This is a genomic window from Stenotrophomonas sp. P5_A8, assembly GCF_056400545.1.
In genome coordinates this window covers 13,772-29,377 of the sequence record NZ_JBFULB010000013.1, presented here as the reverse complement: position 1 = coordinate 29,377, position 15,606 = coordinate 13,772, and the positions used below count along the sequence as shown (strand labels likewise).

The 15,606-nt window shown below is 68.3% G+C and carries 12 protein-coding genes; 4 read left to right on the top strand and 8 right to left on the bottom strand.

From position 1 onward, the window contains the following. Window positions 1–116: 116 nt before the first annotated feature. Genes fghA through frmR form a run of 4 tightly spaced genes read right to left on the bottom strand, consistent with a single transcriptional unit; the run spans window position 117 to window position 2,776 of the window. Window positions 117–947 carry an S-formylglutathione hydrolase gene (fghA, locus tag AC1DQP_RS02120; RefSeq protein WP_457318619.1) on the bottom strand — a complete coding sequence of 277 codons (831 nt, stop codon included), beginning with the start codon at window positions 945–947 and terminating at the stop codon, window positions 117–119. Between the two features lie 25 nt (window positions 948–972). Then, window positions 973–1,326 carry a YqcC family protein gene (locus AC1DQP_RS02115; protein WP_457318620.1) on the bottom strand — a complete coding sequence of 118 codons (354 nt, stop codon included), beginning with the start codon at window positions 1,324–1,326 and terminating at the stop codon, window positions 973–975. A gap of 9 nt (window positions 1,327–1,335) precedes the next feature. After that, window positions 1,336–2,445 (bottom strand): S-(hydroxymethyl)glutathione dehydrogenase/class III alcohol dehydrogenase, encoded by a 1,110-nt coding sequence (locus AC1DQP_RS02110; RefSeq protein ID WP_457318621.1) that lies wholly within the window; start codon window positions 2,443–2,445, stop codon window positions 1,336–1,338. A 55-nt stretch (window positions 2,446–2,500) separates the two neighbouring features. Further along, window positions 2,501–2,776 carry a formaldehyde-responsive transcriptional repressor FrmR gene (gene frmR / locus AC1DQP_RS02105; RefSeq protein ID WP_256777333.1) on the bottom strand — a complete coding sequence of 92 codons (276 nt, stop codon included), beginning with the start codon at window positions 2,774–2,776 and terminating at the stop codon, window positions 2,501–2,503. A 178-nt stretch (window positions 2,777–2,954) separates the two neighbouring features. Between frmR and AC1DQP_RS02100 the strand changes: the two genes are divergently transcribed. Both AC1DQP_RS02100 and AC1DQP_RS02095 read left to right on the top strand, forming a co-directional pair. Further along, window positions 2,955–6,221: an autotransporter outer membrane beta-barrel domain-containing protein gene (locus AC1DQP_RS02100; RefSeq protein ID WP_478051018.1), complete on the top strand. Its 3,267-nt coding sequence runs from the start codon at window positions 2,955–2,957 to the stop codon at window positions 6,219–6,221. 156 nt (window positions 6,222–6,377) lie between these two features. Next, window positions 6,378–9,752, top strand: a complete 3,375-nt coding sequence (locus AC1DQP_RS02095) for an autotransporter outer membrane beta-barrel domain-containing protein (protein ID WP_478051017.1) — start codon at window positions 6,378–6,380, stop codon at window positions 9,750–9,752. 236 nt (window positions 9,753–9,988) lie between these two features. On the opposite strand, the gene AC1DQP_RS02090 is transcribed toward AC1DQP_RS02095, so the two are convergent. Beyond that, on the bottom strand, window positions 9,989–10,897 hold the full coding sequence (locus AC1DQP_RS02090; RefSeq protein WP_256777336.1) for a LysR family transcriptional regulator: 909 nt from the start codon (window positions 10,895–10,897) through the stop codon (window positions 9,989–9,991). Window positions 10,898–11,024: 127 nt separating this feature from the next. Between AC1DQP_RS02090 and AC1DQP_RS02085 the strand changes: the two genes are divergently transcribed. Next, window positions 11,025–12,128 carry an alkene reductase gene (locus AC1DQP_RS02085; RefSeq protein WP_457319263.1) on the top strand — a complete coding sequence of 368 codons (1,104 nt, stop codon included), beginning with the start codon at window positions 11,025–11,027 and terminating at the stop codon, window positions 12,126–12,128. A gap of 100 nt (window positions 12,129–12,228) precedes the next feature. Here the strand turns inward: AC1DQP_RS02085 and AC1DQP_RS02080 are convergent, their stop codons facing one another. From AC1DQP_RS02080 to AC1DQP_RS02070, 3 genes are all read right to left on the bottom strand, one after another. Then, on the bottom strand, window positions 12,229–12,441 hold the full coding sequence (locus tag AC1DQP_RS02080; protein ID WP_457319262.1) for a hypothetical protein: 213 nt from the start codon (window positions 12,439–12,441) through the stop codon (window positions 12,229–12,231). Window positions 12,442–12,450: 9 nt separating this feature from the next. Further along, complete coding sequence (locus AC1DQP_RS02075; RefSeq protein ID WP_457319265.1) at window positions 12,451–13,119, bottom strand: SMI1/KNR4 family protein; 669 nt, start codon at window positions 13,117–13,119, stop codon at window positions 12,451–12,453. A 70-nt stretch (window positions 13,120–13,189) separates the two neighbouring features. Continuing rightward, entirely contained in the window at window positions 13,190–14,080 is an 891-nt protein-coding gene (locus tag AC1DQP_RS02070; protein ID WP_256777339.1) for a LysR substrate-binding domain-containing protein, read from the bottom strand. Between the two features lie 107 nt (window positions 14,081–14,187). Between AC1DQP_RS02070 and AC1DQP_RS02065 the strand changes: the two genes are divergently transcribed. Continuing rightward, a complete protein-coding gene (locus AC1DQP_RS02065; RefSeq protein WP_256777340.1) occupies window positions 14,188–15,243 on the top strand; it encodes an NAD(P)-dependent alcohol dehydrogenase in 1,056 nt (351 codons plus the stop codon). The last annotated feature ends 363 nt before the right edge of the window (window positions 15,244–15,606 follow it).

Below are 15,606 nucleotides of genomic sequence, written 5' to 3'. Positions count from 1 at the left end.
GTTCCGGCACCGCGTGCAGCCGACCAACGGTCGGCTCTACCGTTYCGGCACCGYGTGCAGCCGACCAACGGTCGGCTCTACGATGAGGCGTGCAGCGCGTTGGCGTGGGGTGCCGATCAGGCGTGCAGCGCCTTGGCGTGGTGGGCGATGTGCTCGCCGATGAAGCTGCTGATGAAGTAGTAGCTGTGGTCGTAGCCCGGCTGCAGGCGCAACTGCAGCGGATGGCCGGCAGCGGTGCAGGCGGCCTGCAACCACTGCGGTTGCAGTTGGGTGTCGAGGAATTCATCGCCGCCGCCCTGGTCGACCAGCAACGGCAGGCGCTCTTCGGCACGGGCGACCAGTTCGCTGGCATCCCAGGCCGACCAGCTGCTGCGGTCCTCGCCGAGGTAGGCGGCGAAGGCCTTCTGGCCCCAGGGCACGCGGGTCGGTGCGACGATCGGTGAGAACGCCGACACGCTGCGGTAGCGGCCGGGATTCTTCAGCGCGATCACCAGCGCGCCATGGCCCCCCATCGAATGTCCGCTGATGCTGCGCGCATCGGTCGCCGGCAGATGCGCCTCGATCAGCGCCGGCAACTCGTCCACCACGTAGTCGTACATGCGGTAGTGCGCCGCCCACGGTTGCTCGCTGGCGTTGAGATAGAAGCCGGCGCCCTTGCCCAGGTCGTAGCCGTCGGCATCGGCGACGTCATCCCCGCGCGGACTGGTGTCCGGCGCCACCAGGATCACCCCGTGTTCGGCGGCATAGCGCTGCGCGCCGGCCTTGGTGATGAAGTTCTGCTCGGTGCAGGTCAGCCCGCTCAGCCAGTACAGCACCGGCAGCTTCTGCGTGGCGGCCTGTGGCGGCAGGTAGACGGCGACCTTCATCTCGCAGCCCAGCACCTGCGAGCGGTGCTGGTACACGTCCTGCCAGCCGCCGGAGGCGGCGCGATGTTCGATGCGTTCCATGGTCTCTCCGTGAGCCGGGCGCGTGTCAGCGCGATGTCCCGGCGTTGATGTCATTGTCCAGCTCGGCCAGCAGCCGCAGCAGTGTTCCGGTCTGCGGCACGCCATCAAGGTTGCGCATGGCGGCCACGGCCACCTGGCTGCGTGGTGGCCATTGGCCACTGCGCCTTGCCTCGTGCAAGCGTGGCAGGAACACCTGCGTCAGCCACTGCTCGAACGGCATCTCCTCGCCACCAAAGGCCGAGGTGACCGCCGCCGGCTCACCCACCTCGCCGTGCAGCCAGCCAAGCTCGCGCAGGGCCTGCTCGATGCGGTCCACCAGCGCATCCCGCACCGGTACTGCCGGTGCCGTGCGTCGTTTCCAGAAGTCGGTCAGGCCCATGCCGCCGGCTCAGTAATGCACCACCGAGCGGATCGACTTCCCCTCGTGCATCAGCTCGAAGGCATCGTTGATCTGCTCCAGGTCCATGGTGTGGGTGACGAACGGCGCCAGTTCGATGTCGCCCTTCATGGCGTCTTCGACCATGCCCGGCAGCTGGCTGCGGCCCTTCACGCCGCCGAAGGCGGTGCCCTTCCACGAGCGGCCGGTGACCAGCTGGAACGGACGGGTCGAGATTTCCTGACCCGAGCCGGCCACGCCGATGATCACCGACTGGCCCCAGCCACGGTGCGCGCATTCCAGTGCGGCACGCATCACGTTGACGTTGCCGATGCACTCGAAGGTGTGGTCCACGCCCCAGGTGGTCATCTCCACGATCACCTGCTGGATCGGCTTGTCGAAGTCCTTCGGGTTGACGCAGTCGGTGGCACCGAACTGCCTGGCCAGGTCGAACTTGGACGGGTTGGTGTCGATGGCGAAGATGCGCCCGGCCTTGGCCTGACGCGCGCCCTGGATCACCGCCAGGCCGATGCCGCCCAGGCCGAACACGGCCACCGAATCACCTTCCTGCACCTTGGCGGTGTTGTGCACCGCGCCGATGCCGGTGGTGACGCCGCAGCCGAGCAGGCACACGTGCTCCGGGTTCGCTTCGGGGTTGATCTTGGCCAGCGAGACTTCGGCCACCACCGTGTACTCGCTGAAGGTCGAGCAGCCCATGTAGTGATAGATCGGCTCGCCGTTGTAGCTGAAGCGGGTGGTGCCATCGGGCATCACGCCCTTGCCCTGGGTGGCGCGCACGGCCACGCACAGGTTGGTCTTGCCCGAGGTACAGAACAGGCATTCACCGCACTCGGCGGTGTACAGCGGAATGACGTGGTCGCCCGGCGCCACGCTGGTGACGCCCTCGCCCACTTCCACCACGATGCCCGCGCCTTCATGGCCCAGCACCGCCGGGAACAGGCCTTCCGGATCATCGCCGGACAGGGTGAACGCATCGGTGTGGCAGACACCGGTGTGGGTGATCTTGACCAGCACCTCGCCCTTCTTCGGCGGGGCGACATCGATCTCGACGATCTTCAACGGCTGGCCGGGACCAAACGCAACAGCGGCACGGGATTTCATCGGCAACACTCCAGAGTAGTAGACAAGACAGAACAGCACGCGGTCGCCCGCGCGCTCATTTCAGGTAGGAACGGATCAGCGCGCTCATGTCGCGCACGCGCTCGGCGCGCTGCGCATCGGACTGCGCCGGCTGGCCGAATTCTTCGCGCAGGTGGGCTTCCATCACTTCGGACATCAGCCCGTTGACCGCGCCGCGGATCGCGGCGATCTGCTGCAGCACCGGCGCGCACTCGGCCCCGCCCTCCAGCGCCCGGTCGAGCGCATCGCACTGACCGCGGATGCGGCGCACGCGGGCCAGGACCTTCTTCTTTTCTTCGGGGGAATGCGGCATGGACAGCGCGGCCAGAGAACTATACTGGGGGATAGTATACATGCAGCCTGGCCCGCACCCAAATGACGGGCTCTCGCCGCGCCCCCCACCGAGTCGCAGGGCGGTTTTCCCAGGATTTGCATATCGCGCGGGCGGCCGCCTCCCTAGAGTTCGCGGCATACCGCACCGTGGCCGCCCGATGATTGCCCCCGCCTCGTCCTCGCAGCACCTGCTTGCCCTGGCCATCGCCGCCGCACTGGCCGGCAACGCCTCGGCGGCCCTCGCCCAACACGCTGCCCCGATCATCGCCGACGGCACCCGGGAAGAAGCCGCTCCCGGTGAGTATCGCAGCACCGCAGATGGGGCCGCGGGCCATGTCCTGCATGCATTGAATGGCGGCAGCATCCGAGCCAGCGAACCGGTGACGGTGACGACAAGCGGCCAGAACACCGCAGCGGTGCGTGCCGAGAAAGACGGCAGCATGATCTTCAACGGCGGCAGCATCACCACGCATGGGGATTACGCCATCGGGCTGTCGATCCTGTCCGGTGGCCAGGTCGACCTGCTGCCCGATGCCGCCGGACAAGGCATGGTCTTTTCCACCAGCGGCTACCGTAGCCCCGCGGTGGAGGKGAACGGCGGTACGTTGCGGATGCGCGACGCGATCATCGACACAACCGGCTACCAGTCCCATGGCATGGCCGCTTACTACAGCGGCCATATCGAGGGCGACGGGCTGACCATCACCACCCACGAAGCGGGGAGCGCCGGTGCGGTCGCTACCGCCGGCGGAACATTTACGCTGTCCAACGGTTCCATCGAAACCTTGGGGGGTGCGGCCCACGGCGTGATCGGCAGCAAGGCCATCGCCCTGCGCGACACCGACATCCGGGTCGCGGGCCGCGCGTCGATCGCCGTCGACTTCCAGGGCGGCACGCTGTGGATCGAGAACGGCGCGATGCAGGCCGATCATGCGCAGAGCACCGCAGTGCGCCTGGCGGCCGGCAGCGAGGTGGACATCATCGGCACGCAGATGGGGGCCGGATTCATCGGGCTCAGCAACGGCGGCCGCAGCGGAGAGGCGCGTCTGGTCGATGTGGACATACGTATCTCCAGCGCAAACGGCGCCGGCATCTGGCTGAGCTCGGGTCCGCGCCTTTCGATGCTCGGCGGCAGCATCATCACCCTCGGCGACAACAGCAGGGGCGTCGACAATCTCGGCGGTGGGGTCACGCTGGAGGGCGTGCAGGTGAGCACGGTCGGCGCGTCGGCACATGGGCTCAACGCCGAATGGGACATTTTCTCCGGAGACCTGATGCTGGAGGCAGACCGGATCGCGGTGGACACCGGCGGTGACGGTGCCATCGGCGCCCTGTCCCATTCCGGCGGAACCGCCCACTTGCGCCGCAGCACGATTACCACGGCCGGTGCCAACAGTTACGGCGTGTTGAGTGGAGGCACGGGCGTGATGACGTTGCACGACACCCATGTCCGTACCGAAGGACTCGGCGCGGCGGCCGCTGTGGTCAATGCAAACGGCAGCCTGGACATCGACGGTGGGTCGCTGACCAGCGCGCGCGATGCCGCCCTGTGGGTGCGCGCCGCGCGCCACGTGGCTGCACACAATGGCGCCCGGCTGTTTGGCGGCAACGGCACGTTGATGAAGGTCGATGCGGCCTCCGCCGGTCCGCTGGATCTCAACCTGGACCAGGACGTCTACGCCCAAGGCGACATCATGATCACCCCGGACGACATCGGTGCCGGCGTCCCGGTGGTGGCCGATATCCACGTACACCTCAATGGGCGTTCGCATTGGCGGGGCGCCAGCGGCGTGGTCAACCAGGTCTCGCTGCGCGATGGCAGCCGCTGGACCCTGACCGGCGATGCCAGCGTGGGCCAGCTGGCGCTGCACGACAGCACCCTGGCCCTGTCCGCCGTGGGTGCAGGCAACTTCAACCGCCTCACCGTGGACGGTGATCTCGACACGCACAACGCGCTGTTGATCTTCAACGGCGCATTGGCCGGCGATGACTCGCCCATCGATACCCTGCGCGTGCGCGGCGACACCCGTGGCACGGCGGCCATCCAGGTCAACAATGTGCATGGCCTTGGCGCACAGACCGTCGACGGCATCGCGTTGATCCAGGTCGAGGGTGCGTCCGATGCGACGTACGCGTTGCGCGGCCGCGCCGTGGCGGGCCAATACGACTACTTCCTGCACAAGGGCGGCGTGAACACGCCCGGCGACGGCGGCTGGTATCTGCGCGCGACGCTGCCGACCACACCGGACCCGTGCGACGCCGATCCCGATGGCCCCGGCTGCATGACGCCGCCGGATCCCTGCGACAGCGATCCGACAGGCCCCGGCTGCATCGTCATCCCGCCGGACCCCTGCGAGGCCGATCCCGGCGGCCTCGGCTGTGTTGTTCCCCCGCCAGATCCGTGCGTGCTCGACCCCAACGGCCCCGGCTGCGCACTGCCGCCCACGCCCTGCGAGGCGGGCAACACCGCCCCCTGCCACCGCCCGCGCCCGCCGCAGGTGCTGCGCCCGGAAGCCGGCGCCTACCTGGCCAACCAGGCCGCTGCCGTGTCGATGTTCCAGCACCGCCTGCATGACCGCGATGGTGCGTACGCCTCGAACGCGGCACGCGGGGCCAGTTGGCTGCGCGTGGGCAGCACCCAGCGCCGTCAAGCGGTCGACGGCCAGCTGGCCCTGAGCGCCCGCACCACCACGGTGACCAGCGGCGTGGACCTGCTGCACTGGGGCGCGGGCGGCCAGGGCCGTGCGGGTGTGCTGCTGGGTACAGGACGGGCCGCCACCGATGTCCGCTCGCAGCGCAGCGGCTATGCCGCCACCGGCATCGTCAAGGGTACGGCGGTGGGCGTCTACGTCACCTGGATGCAACACCCCGGTGGCGGGGACGGCGCCTACCTTGATGGCGGCGTGCAGCACGGGCGCTACCGCAGCAGCGTGCAGGGCATCGCCCTGGCCGGGGAACGCCAACAGGCGCGCACGGATGCGGCCACGCTGGAAGCCGGCTACGCCTGGAAACGCCGCGTGCGCGATTCGGCCACGCTGCTGGTGCAGCCGCAGCTGCAGATGACCTATACCGACTACCGTGCCGATGACCTTGTCGAACACAACGGCACCCAGGTGGCCCCGGGCGCCGGCGGCGAGGTGTCCTCGCGCCTGGGCCTGCGGATGACGGGCGATGTTCGCAGCGTGGATCACGTCGTACAGCCCTTCGTTTCGGCGCATTGGCTGCGCGCGTCAGGCAGCAACAGCATCTGGATGGACCACACCCGGATCGACGGTGCGGTGCCGAAAAACCGTTACGAGCTACGCGGTGGCGCGATGCTGCAGCTGGGCATGCGCTGGTCGGCGTGGGGCGATCTGGGCGTGCAACGCGGCGACGGTGCCTATCGCAGCGTTTCGGTGCAGATGGGCCTCCGGTCCACGTGGTAGCCGCGCCGGGCGCAACAGGGACCGATGGGGGGCGGGACGCGACAAGGTGTGTCGCAAATAGGCGCCAGCTAGCGTTAGCCGCATTTGCAATTAATTGCATATATCGCTCGTAGGCATCCCCCTACAGTCGCGGCCTCCTGCACTGATGGCCCTCCGATGACTTCTGCCGTTTCACGCGCCCCACAGCGCCTGCACCTGCTCGCTCTTGCCATTTCCGCGTCGCTGGCGTGCAGCGCCTCGGCCGCCTGGGCCCAGAGCGCCGGTCCGATCATCGCCGACGGCACCCAGCAAGTGGCCGCGCCGGGCGCCTATGCGACTACCGACGATGCGGCGGCAGGCTACGTCTTCCATGCGCTCAACGCTGGCAGCATCCGTGCCGACGGCCCGGTGACCATCAGCGCCACGGGCAGCAACACCGCCGGCCTGCGCGCCGAAAGCGACGGCACGGTGACGCTCACCGGTGGCACCCTCACCACCGGTGGCGATTACAGCGCCGGCCTGTCGATCGCCACTGGCGGCCGCATCGAACTGCTCACCGACGCCACCGGCCAAGGCGTGACTCTCTCCACCGGCGGTGTACGCGCCCATGCCGCGCAAGTCGACGGCGGCACGTTGCTGCTGCGCGATGCGGCGCTCGATACCAGCGGCCGTGTCTCCAACGGCATCGCCKCCAGCAACGGCGCGGTCGCCGAGGTAAGCGGCGGCAGCATCCATACCACCGGCGACCAGTCGCACGCGGTGTCGGCATCCAATGCCACCGTGACCCTGCGCGACACCGTCATCGGCACCACCAGCCACAACGCCCATGGCCTGTTCGCGGAGAACGGCGGACGCATCGACGGCGACGGACTTGCCATCACCACCTACGGCAATGGCAGTACCGGCGCGACGGTATACACCGGGGCCATGTTGACACTGTCCAACAGCACCATCGAGACCGGCGCCGACTTCGCAAAGGGCGTGACGGGCAGCGGCACGGTGACCCTGATCGACACCCATATCCGGGTCGCGGGCACCGCCTCCGGGGCAGTGGAGCTGAGTAGCGGCACGCTGCGGATCGAAGGCGGCGTGCTGCAAGCCGACGACGAGCGCGGCAGCGGCGTGTTCCTGTGGAATGACAACCAGGTGGACATCATCGGTACGCAGATCGATGTAGGACACTATGGGCTGAACATCAACGGCCGCGGCAACGAGGTGCGCCTGACCGATGTCGATATCCACACCACCGGCTACGTCGGCACCGGCATCTGGCTGCCCGGTGCTTCCTCGTTGAGCATGCGGGGCGGCAGCATCATCACCGAGACCGACCAGGGTGTGGCCATCGACAACCGCGCCGGTGCGGTGACCCTGGAGGGAGTGCGGGTGAGCACGGCAGGCGCGTCGGCGCATGGTCTGTATGCCTCGATGGATACGGGCGGCGCACGACCGACGTTCCAGGCCGAACGCGTCGATGTGCGCACCACCGGGTTTGGCGGCATCGGTGCCGTGGCGCGGCTGGGCGGCACCATCGGGCTGCGTGACAGCGTCATCGCCACTACCGGCGACAAAGGCTATGGCGTGCTGAGCGGTGGCGCCGGGGAGATGACCCTTTCCAATACGCACGTCAGCACTGCCGGGCTGGACGCGGCGGCGGCGGTGGTCAATGCCAATGGCAGCCTGGACATCGATGGCGGCTCGCTGAGCAGCGCGCAGGCCGCCACGTTCTGGGTGCGTGCGGCGCGTCATGTGGCGGCACGCAACGGCGCCCGGCTGATCGGCGGCAGCGGCACACTGATGCACGTGGATGCTGCGTTCGCCGGTCCCTTCGACGTCACCCTGGACCAGGATGTCTACGCACGGGGCGACATCGTGATCACCCCGGACGACATCGCCGCCGGCGTGCCGGTGGTGGCCGACATCCGCGTGAAACTCAACGGGCGCTCGCATTGGCAGGGCGCCAGCAGCGTGGTCAACCAGGTCTCCTTGTCCAACGACAGCCGCTGGACCCTCACGGGCGATTCCAGCGTGCGCCAGCTGGATCTGCGCGACAGCACCCTGGCCCTGTCCACCGCCGGCGCCACGCGCTTCAACCGGCTCACCGTGGAGGGCGATTTCATCGCAGACAACGCGCTGCTGGTCTTCAATGGCGCCCTGGGCGCTGATGATTCACTGATCGACACACTGCACGTGCGCGGCGATACCCGCGGCACGGCCAGTGTCCAGGTCAACAACGTGCGCGGGCTCGGCGGGCAGACGGTCAACGGCATCCAGCTGATCCAGGTCGATGGCGCCTCCGATGCCGTGTACCGGTTGAACGGTCGTGCGGTGGCCGGGCAGTACGACTACTTCCTGCACAAGGGCGGGGTGAACACCCCCGGCGACGGCGGCTGGTACCTGCGCTCGGAACTGGCGCCGACGTCACCGGATCCGTGCGACGCCGATCCCGATGGCCCCGGTTGCGTGGCCCCGCCAGACCCGTGCGACAGCGACCCCACCGGCCCCGGCTGCGGCGTCGTCCCGCCGGACCCGTGCGCGACCGATCGCGACGGCCCGGGCTGTGTGCTGCCGCCGGATCCGTGCGAGGTGGACAACGAGGACAGCTGCGACCGCCCTCGCCCGCCGCAGATCCTGCGTCCCGAAGCCGGCGCCTATCTTGCCAATCAGGCCGCTGCCGTGTCGATGTTCCAGCACCGCCTGCATGACCGCGAGGGTGCGTATGCCCCGGGCGATGCGCGCGACGCCGGCTGGCTGCGGGTGACCAGCACCCAGACCCGGCAGGACATGGCCGGTCAGCTCGCGCTGAAGGGCCGCGCGTCCACCGTGATGAGCGGCCTGGACATGCTGCACTGGGGCGGTACCAGCCAGGGCCGCGCCGGCGTGCTGCTGGCTGCCGGCCAGGCCTCCACCGATGTCCGCTCGCACCTGAGCGGGTACAGCGCTACCGGCACCGTCAAGGGCGCGGCGCTGGGCATCTATGCCACCTGGATGCAGCGCCCGGACGTCGAGGAGGGTGCTTATCTCGACAGCTGGCTGCAACACGGCCGCTACCGCACCACCGTGCAGGGCATCGGCCTGGGCAAGGAACGCCAGGATGCACGCACGCACGCCGCATCACTGGAGGCCGGCTACGCCTGGAAGCTTCGCCTGCGCGATTCGGCCATGCTGCTGGTGCAGCCGCAACTGCAGCTGACCTATACCGACTACCGTGCCGAGCGCCTGGTTGAACGCAATGGCACGCAGGTCGCGACGGGGGCGGCGGGCGGGCTGTCATCGCGGCTGGGCGTGCGGGTGATGGGCGATGTGCGCAATGAAGATCGGCACGTGCAGCCATTCGTGTCCGCCCACTGGCTGCGCGACTCGAGCCGCAACAGCGTCTGGATGGACGACACCCGGATCGAGGGCGCYGTGCCGAAGAACCGCTATGAACTGCGCGGCGGCGCGATGTTGCAACTGGGGACGCGCTGGTCGGCATGGGCTGACCTGGGCCTGCAGCGCGACGACAACGCCTACCGCAGCGTCTCGGCGCAGATGGGGCTCAAGGCCCGCTTGTAGCAGGCGGCCAACGGCGCGCCACGCGCGCGCCGTTGGAAAATCCCCAGGCCAGCAACTGGCTACTGCACCAGGCCGCATGCCGGTGCAGGGGTTGCAGCGGAAGCCCGGGCAGATGTGGATGCCGCCCCCGGCCTTGCGTGGCGGACCGACGGGACTGGGCTTTTCGACGACCGCCAAGGCGAAGGAACGGCCGCCGTCGGCGTGCTGCTGCAGCCAGGCCCGGTGGCCCGCCTGGCTCAGTCAAACGCACCGGCATCGGCCAGTGTCGCCAGCGCATCCACCACAAACCGCACCTTCGGTCGCAGGTGCCGGGTCTGCGGCCATAGGGCGTGGATCTCGACATGGTGCTGCATGCAATGGCCCAGCACCTGCTGCAATGCCCCCGCCTGCAGGTGACGTTTGACCAGGAAATGCGGCATCTGGCAGATGCCCAGGCCGGCGATGGCGGCCTCGATCACCGCATCGCCATCATTGAGCTGGTGGGTGCCGCTGGGGATGAAGCGCGCCTGCGCAGCGTCCTCGCCGATCCGCCACGCCACCGGCTGGCCATACCGATAGCCGACAATGCTGCGATGGGCATGCAGGGCGTCCACGGTGCCGGGCGTGCCGTGCCTGTCCAGGTAGTCCGGCGACGCACACGTGATCAGCTGCTGCGTGCCCAGCCGCCGCGCGACGAGGTGCTGGGCCTGGTCCAGCCCACCGAAGCGGATCAGCAGGTCGATCCCTTCCTCCACCGGGTCCACGAAGTGGTCGGTGAAGGTCAGGGTGAGCTGTAGTTCGGGGTGTTCGGCACAGATGCGCAGCAGCACCGGCAGGATCATCAGCCGCCCGAACGAGGACGGCATGTCGATGCGCAGGCGGCCCGCGGGCAGGTGCGAGGCCGAGCCCAGGCACGCCTCGGCCGAGGCAATGTCTTCCAGCGCGCTGGCGCAGGAGGCGAAATAGGCCTGGCCATCGGCGGTGAGCGAAATGCGCCGCGTGGTGCGATGGAACAGCCGCACGCCCAGCCGCTCTTCCAGCCGCGCGATCGCCTTGCCGACCGCCGAGCGCGAAATCCCCAGGGTCTCGGCCGCTTCGGTGAACGTCCCCGAGCGGGCGGTGGTGACGAAGGTGGCCAGCCCGTTCAACGATTCCACTGGCAGCATCGCCGCGCTCCATTGGGGACAAAATGTCCCCGTTGCCGGGAAATTTAAGGCCTTTATGTGCCTGCAGGTCAACCTTATCTTGAAGGGGTCGCGCCGTTGGCGCCCCCTTCCCCACGAGTTCCGCTTTATGACCGCCCTGCTTTTCCAGCCCTATGACCTCGCCGGTACCCCCCTGCGCAACCGCATCGCCATGGCCCCGATGACCCGCGCCCGCAACCCCGGCAGCGTGGCCAACGCCCTCACCGCGGCGTACTACCGGCAACGCGCCAGTGCCGGGCTGATCATCAGCGAAGGCACCCCGGTGTCGGCGCAGGGCCAGGGCTACATCGACGTGCCGGGCATGTGGTCGGCCGAACAGGTGGACGGCTGGAAGCAGGTCACCACGGCCGTGCATGCCGAACGGGGCGTCATTTTCGCCCAGCTCTGGCACGTGGGCCGCATGTCGCACGCATCCTTGCAGCCCGACGGCGGACAGCCGGTCAGCGCGGGCACGCGTCCGGTGGCGAGCAACCCGAAGAGCAGCGCGTTCGTGTACCGCGAGGACGGTACCCGTGGGCAGGCCGATCCGACCCCGCCGCGTGCCCTGCGCACCGACGAAATGCCCGGCATCGTCGACGACTTCGCGCGCGCGGCCGACAACGCCATCGCCGCCGGTTTCGACGGCATCGAACTTCATGCCGCCAACGGCTACCTGTTCGAACAGTTCCTCAACCCGGTCACCAATGACCGCACCGACGGCTACGGCGGCACGCTGCAGAACCGCGCGCGCCTGATCCTGGAGACCGTCGATGCGATGGCCGCGCGGATCGGGGCGCACCGGGTGGGCGTGCGACTGGCCCCGAACAACCTGCAGTTCGACATGCCCGAGTACGTCGGCAACGAAGCGGCGTACCTGTACCTGGCGCAGGCGCTGGGCACGCGCGGGCTGGCCTACGTGCACCTCAACGACAACCATGCACGCCGCGTGTCCGTCCTGAGCGACGCATTCCTGCACGCGTTCAAGCAACGCTACGGCGGCACCCTGATCCTGGCCGGCAGCCTCACCCGCGCGCGGGCGCTGCAGCTGGTGGACGACGGCGTCATCGACCTGGCCGCGTTCGGCCAGCCGTTCATCGCCAACCCGGACCTGGTGGCGCGGCTGGAAAACGACGTGGCGCTGGCGGTGCCGGATCGGGCTACGTATTACGGCGGCGGGGCGGAGGGATATACCGACTACCCGGTCGCCAGCTGATCCGGGGGAGCCGGCACGGGCCGGGGGAACGCCGTCGGTCGGCGTTGCCGGTTCGATTGCTGCGTGCAGCCACCCGTGGGGTGGCTCTACCCCTGGCAGGTCATCGCAACAGCAGGCCCCGCCACGGGTTGGGCACATCGCCCATCAGCGCCACCACGGCCTGGTCCAGCTGCCCGATGGCGGCCAGGCCAGCCACCGGGTGCGCGCGCAGGTGCGGCGGCAATGGCGGCGGCAACCGCCCGGCATCCAGCGCCTGCAGCTGGTCGGCCAGCGCGCGGAAGTCCGCGTCACTCGGTGCGTCAGACGCGGGCATGAGTAACCGTCATGCCGGCACATAGCTGAAGCGGGTATCGATGCCCTCGAAGCCGATGACGCGATCGATCAACGCGGTGGCGGCATCCTCGCCCACACCACCGGCCAGGATCGCAGGATCGGCATACAGCGCCTCCAGCGCCTGCACCTGCGTGGCGTGCAGATAGGCGCGATGCGAGTCCAGCCAGCGCTGCAGGTTGTCGGCGATATCGCCTTCTTCCAGCAGGCTGCCATCGAGGTCGGCTACCGCATCGACCATCATCCGGAAGATGAAATCCTGGAGGTTGGATGCCAGCAGGTCCACGCGGTCATCGTCGTGCCAGAGCAGCACCACGCGCGGCTCGCCCGGTGCACCCGGATCGTGCCAGAAGCAGTAGTAGTCGCCCGCGCCGGTGCTGCCGAAGGGCAACAGCTGCAGGCCCTCGCGCAGGCGCACGTGGCTGTCTGCATCGGTGAACTGTTCGGCGTGGCCCACGATATCGGCCGGCGCGATCAGTTCGAACTCGCGCGCATACAACAGCAACGGCGGGCGCGCACGCAGGGTCGGATACACGCTGGTGATCCAGCCGTGGCAGAACGTGCCCCAGTCCAGCATGCGGTCGCGATGCAGCTGGTGGTACAGCGCGGGAAACGCCTGCCCGAGCTGCTGTTGGATGTCGGCGGGCGTCTGTACGGTCATTGTCACGGTGCATCCGGTGGGGCGGGCAAGCGTGCCATCGGCAGCGTCACCTCGGCAACCGCCACGCACATCACGCCGTCGCCCGCACCATATCCACGAATGCGCGCAGCGCAGAAGACATCTGCCGYTGGCGCGGGTAATACAGCACGAARCCGGGGAAGGGTTCGGCCCAGTCTTCCAGCACCGCCACCAGGCGTCCATCATCAAGATATGGGCGCGCCGAATCCTCCAGCACGTACGCCAGGCCAAGGCCGTCGATCACCGCCTGCAGGATGGTGTGCTGGTCGCCCAGGGTGAGCCGGCCGGGCACGTCCACCTCCAACTCCTGGCCATCGCGTTCGAACTGCCACTTGTAGAGGTGACCGCTGGCGAAGCGGAAGCGCACGCACTCGTGCTGGGCCAGCTCGCGCGGATGACGCGGTGCCGGCCGGCGTTGCAGATAGGACGGCGACCCCACGATCAGGCCACGCAGTGGCGGCCCCAGCGGCACGGCCACCATGTCTTCGGGCACGGACTCGTGCAGGCGCACGCCGGCATCGAAGCCGCTGGCGACGATATCCACCAGACCATCGTCCTGGGCCAGCTCGATGCGCACGTCCGGGTGCGCCTGCAGGAAGCGCGCCAGGCGTGGGCCCAACTGGGTCTGCACGGCGGCGCGGGTGGCATTGATGCGCAGCAGGCCGGCCGGGGCCGCGCGGAAGTGGTTCATCTCTTCCAACGCGTCGTGCACCTGCTCCAGCGCCGGCTGCAGGCGCTCGAGCAGGCGCTGGCCGGCCTCGGTCAGGGCCACGCTGCGGGTAGTACGGTGGAACAGTCCCACCCCGAGCCGCTCTTCCAGCGCGCGGATCGCATAGCTCACCGCCGAGGTCGACAGCGCCAGCTCGGCGCCGGCGCGGCGAAAGTTGCGGTGCCGGGCCACGGCGGCGAACGCGGCCAGGTGGGTCAGGTTGTCAGTGGCCACGATTGTGCAGTCTGCCTTGATGAATCATGCCGATATATTGACTGTATACGCACAGGGTGCGGGCGTATTGTAAAGCGCCTTTCTACAAAACCTGCCAAGGATTCCCTATGTCCCTCGCCCATGGTTATGCCGTCCACGACCAGACCGCACCGCTGGTACCGTTCTCCTTCGAGCGCCGCCCGGTCGCTGCCGGCGATGTCCGCATCCAGATCCTGTACAGCGGCATCTGCCACTCCGACCTGCACCAGGCCCGCGACGACTGGGGCAATTCCAAGTTCCCGATGGTGCCCGGCCACGAGATCATCGGCCGGGTGACCGAGGTCGGCGCCGGCGTCACCGACTTCAAGGTCGGCGATTTCGCCGGCGTCGGCTGCATGGTCGATTCCTGCCGCCATTGCGCGGCCTGCGATGAAGACCTGGAGCAGTACTGCGAGAAGGGGGCCAGTTACACCTACAACAGCACCGAGCGCGACGGCCAGCCGACCTTCGGCGGTTACTCCGACCACATCGTGGTGGAGCAGCGCTTCGTGGTGAAGGTGTCCGAGAAGCTGGACCTGAAGGCCGCCGCGCCGCTGCTGTGCGCCGGCATCACCACCTACTCGCCGCTGCGCCACTGGAAGGTGGGCCCCGGCCAGAAGGTCGGCATCATCGGTCTGGGTGGCCTGGGCCACATGGGCGTGAAGTTCGCCAAGGCGATGGGCGCCACCGTGGTGATGATCACCACCACCCCGGAGAAGGGTGCCGATGCCAAGCGTCTGGGTGCCGATGAGGTGCTGGTCTCGCGCGATCCGGCGCAGATGCAGGCGCACGCCGGCAGTTTCGATTTCCTGCTCAACACCATTCCGGTCAGCCACGACACCAACCCGTACATGGGCCTGCTCAAGCGCGATGCGACGATGTGCCTGGTCGGCGTGCTGACCGAGCTGGATCCGCCGCTGATGGGCGCTGCGATGATGTTCGGTCGCAAGCACATCACCGGTTCGGCGATTGGTGGCATGGCCGAAACGCAGGAGATGATGGACTTCTGTGCCGAGCACAACATCGTCAGCGACGTGGAAGTGATCGACATCAAGACCGTCAACGAGGCCTGGGAGCGCATGGCGAAGAACGACGTGCGCTACCGCTTCGTGATCGACATGGCCACGCTGGAAAAGGCGGCCTGATTCTTCCGCACTTGCATGAAGAAAACCCCGGCAATGCCGGGGTTTTTTTGTTCTTCTGCCAATGCCGGGGAGCATCAAGTTGCAAGGGCCGCGGCAGATGGGGGCCGGTGGTGCGCCGTGGTTGGATCGTCCTGGCGCCGCAGTGATCTGGCCTGTCTTCGATCCAGGTCTGTCGCGAGCGTCAGGGCCCCGTCGCAGCCGGAAGCCAGGCTTTTCTGGTGCGGGTCGGTGGGTCGGGCGCTGGGCGCCCATGCCCTTGGAGGCGAAATAAAGGGGGAGGTGGCGGCCGCAGGCCGACGCCGGAGGACATTCGCCGGAAAGGGCATGGGCGCCCAGCGCCCGACCCACCGACGACCGCTTTCG

Bases quoted from the DNA above. Each gene is read 5' to 3' on its own strand.
- fghA (WP_457318619.1), bottom strand. From the start codon at position 947: ATGGAACGCATCGAACATCGCGCCGCCTCCGGCGGCTGGCAGGACGTG.
- AC1DQP_RS02115 (WP_457318620.1), bottom strand. From the start codon at position 1,326: ATGGGCCTGACCGACTTCTGGAAACGACGCACGGCACCGGCAGTACCG.
- AC1DQP_RS02110 (WP_457318621.1), bottom strand. From the start codon at position 2,445: ATGAAATCCCGTGCCGCTGTTGCGTTTGGTCCCGGCCAGCCGTTGAAG.
- frmR (WP_256777333.1), bottom strand. From the start codon at position 2,776: ATGCCGCATTCCCCCGAAGAAAAGAAGAAGGTCCTGGCCCGCGTGCGC.
- AC1DQP_RS02090 (WP_256777336.1), bottom strand. From the start codon at position 10,897: ATGCTGCCAGTGGAATCGTTGAACGGGCTGGCCACCTTCGTCACCACC.
- AC1DQP_RS02085 (WP_457319263.1), top strand. From the start codon at position 11,025: ATGACCGCCCTGCTTTTCCAGCCCTATGACCTCGCCGGTACCCCCCTG.
- AC1DQP_RS02080 (WP_457319262.1), bottom strand. From the start codon at position 12,441: ATGCCCGCGTCTGACGCACCGAGTGACGCGGACTTCCGCGCGCTGGCC.
- AC1DQP_RS02075 (WP_457319265.1), bottom strand. From the start codon at position 13,119: ATGACCGTACAGACGCCCGCCGACATCCAACAGCAGCTCGGGCAGGCG.
- AC1DQP_RS02065 (WP_256777340.1), top strand. From the start codon at position 14,188: ATGTCCCTCGCCCATGGTTATGCCGTCCACGACCAGACCGCACCGCTG.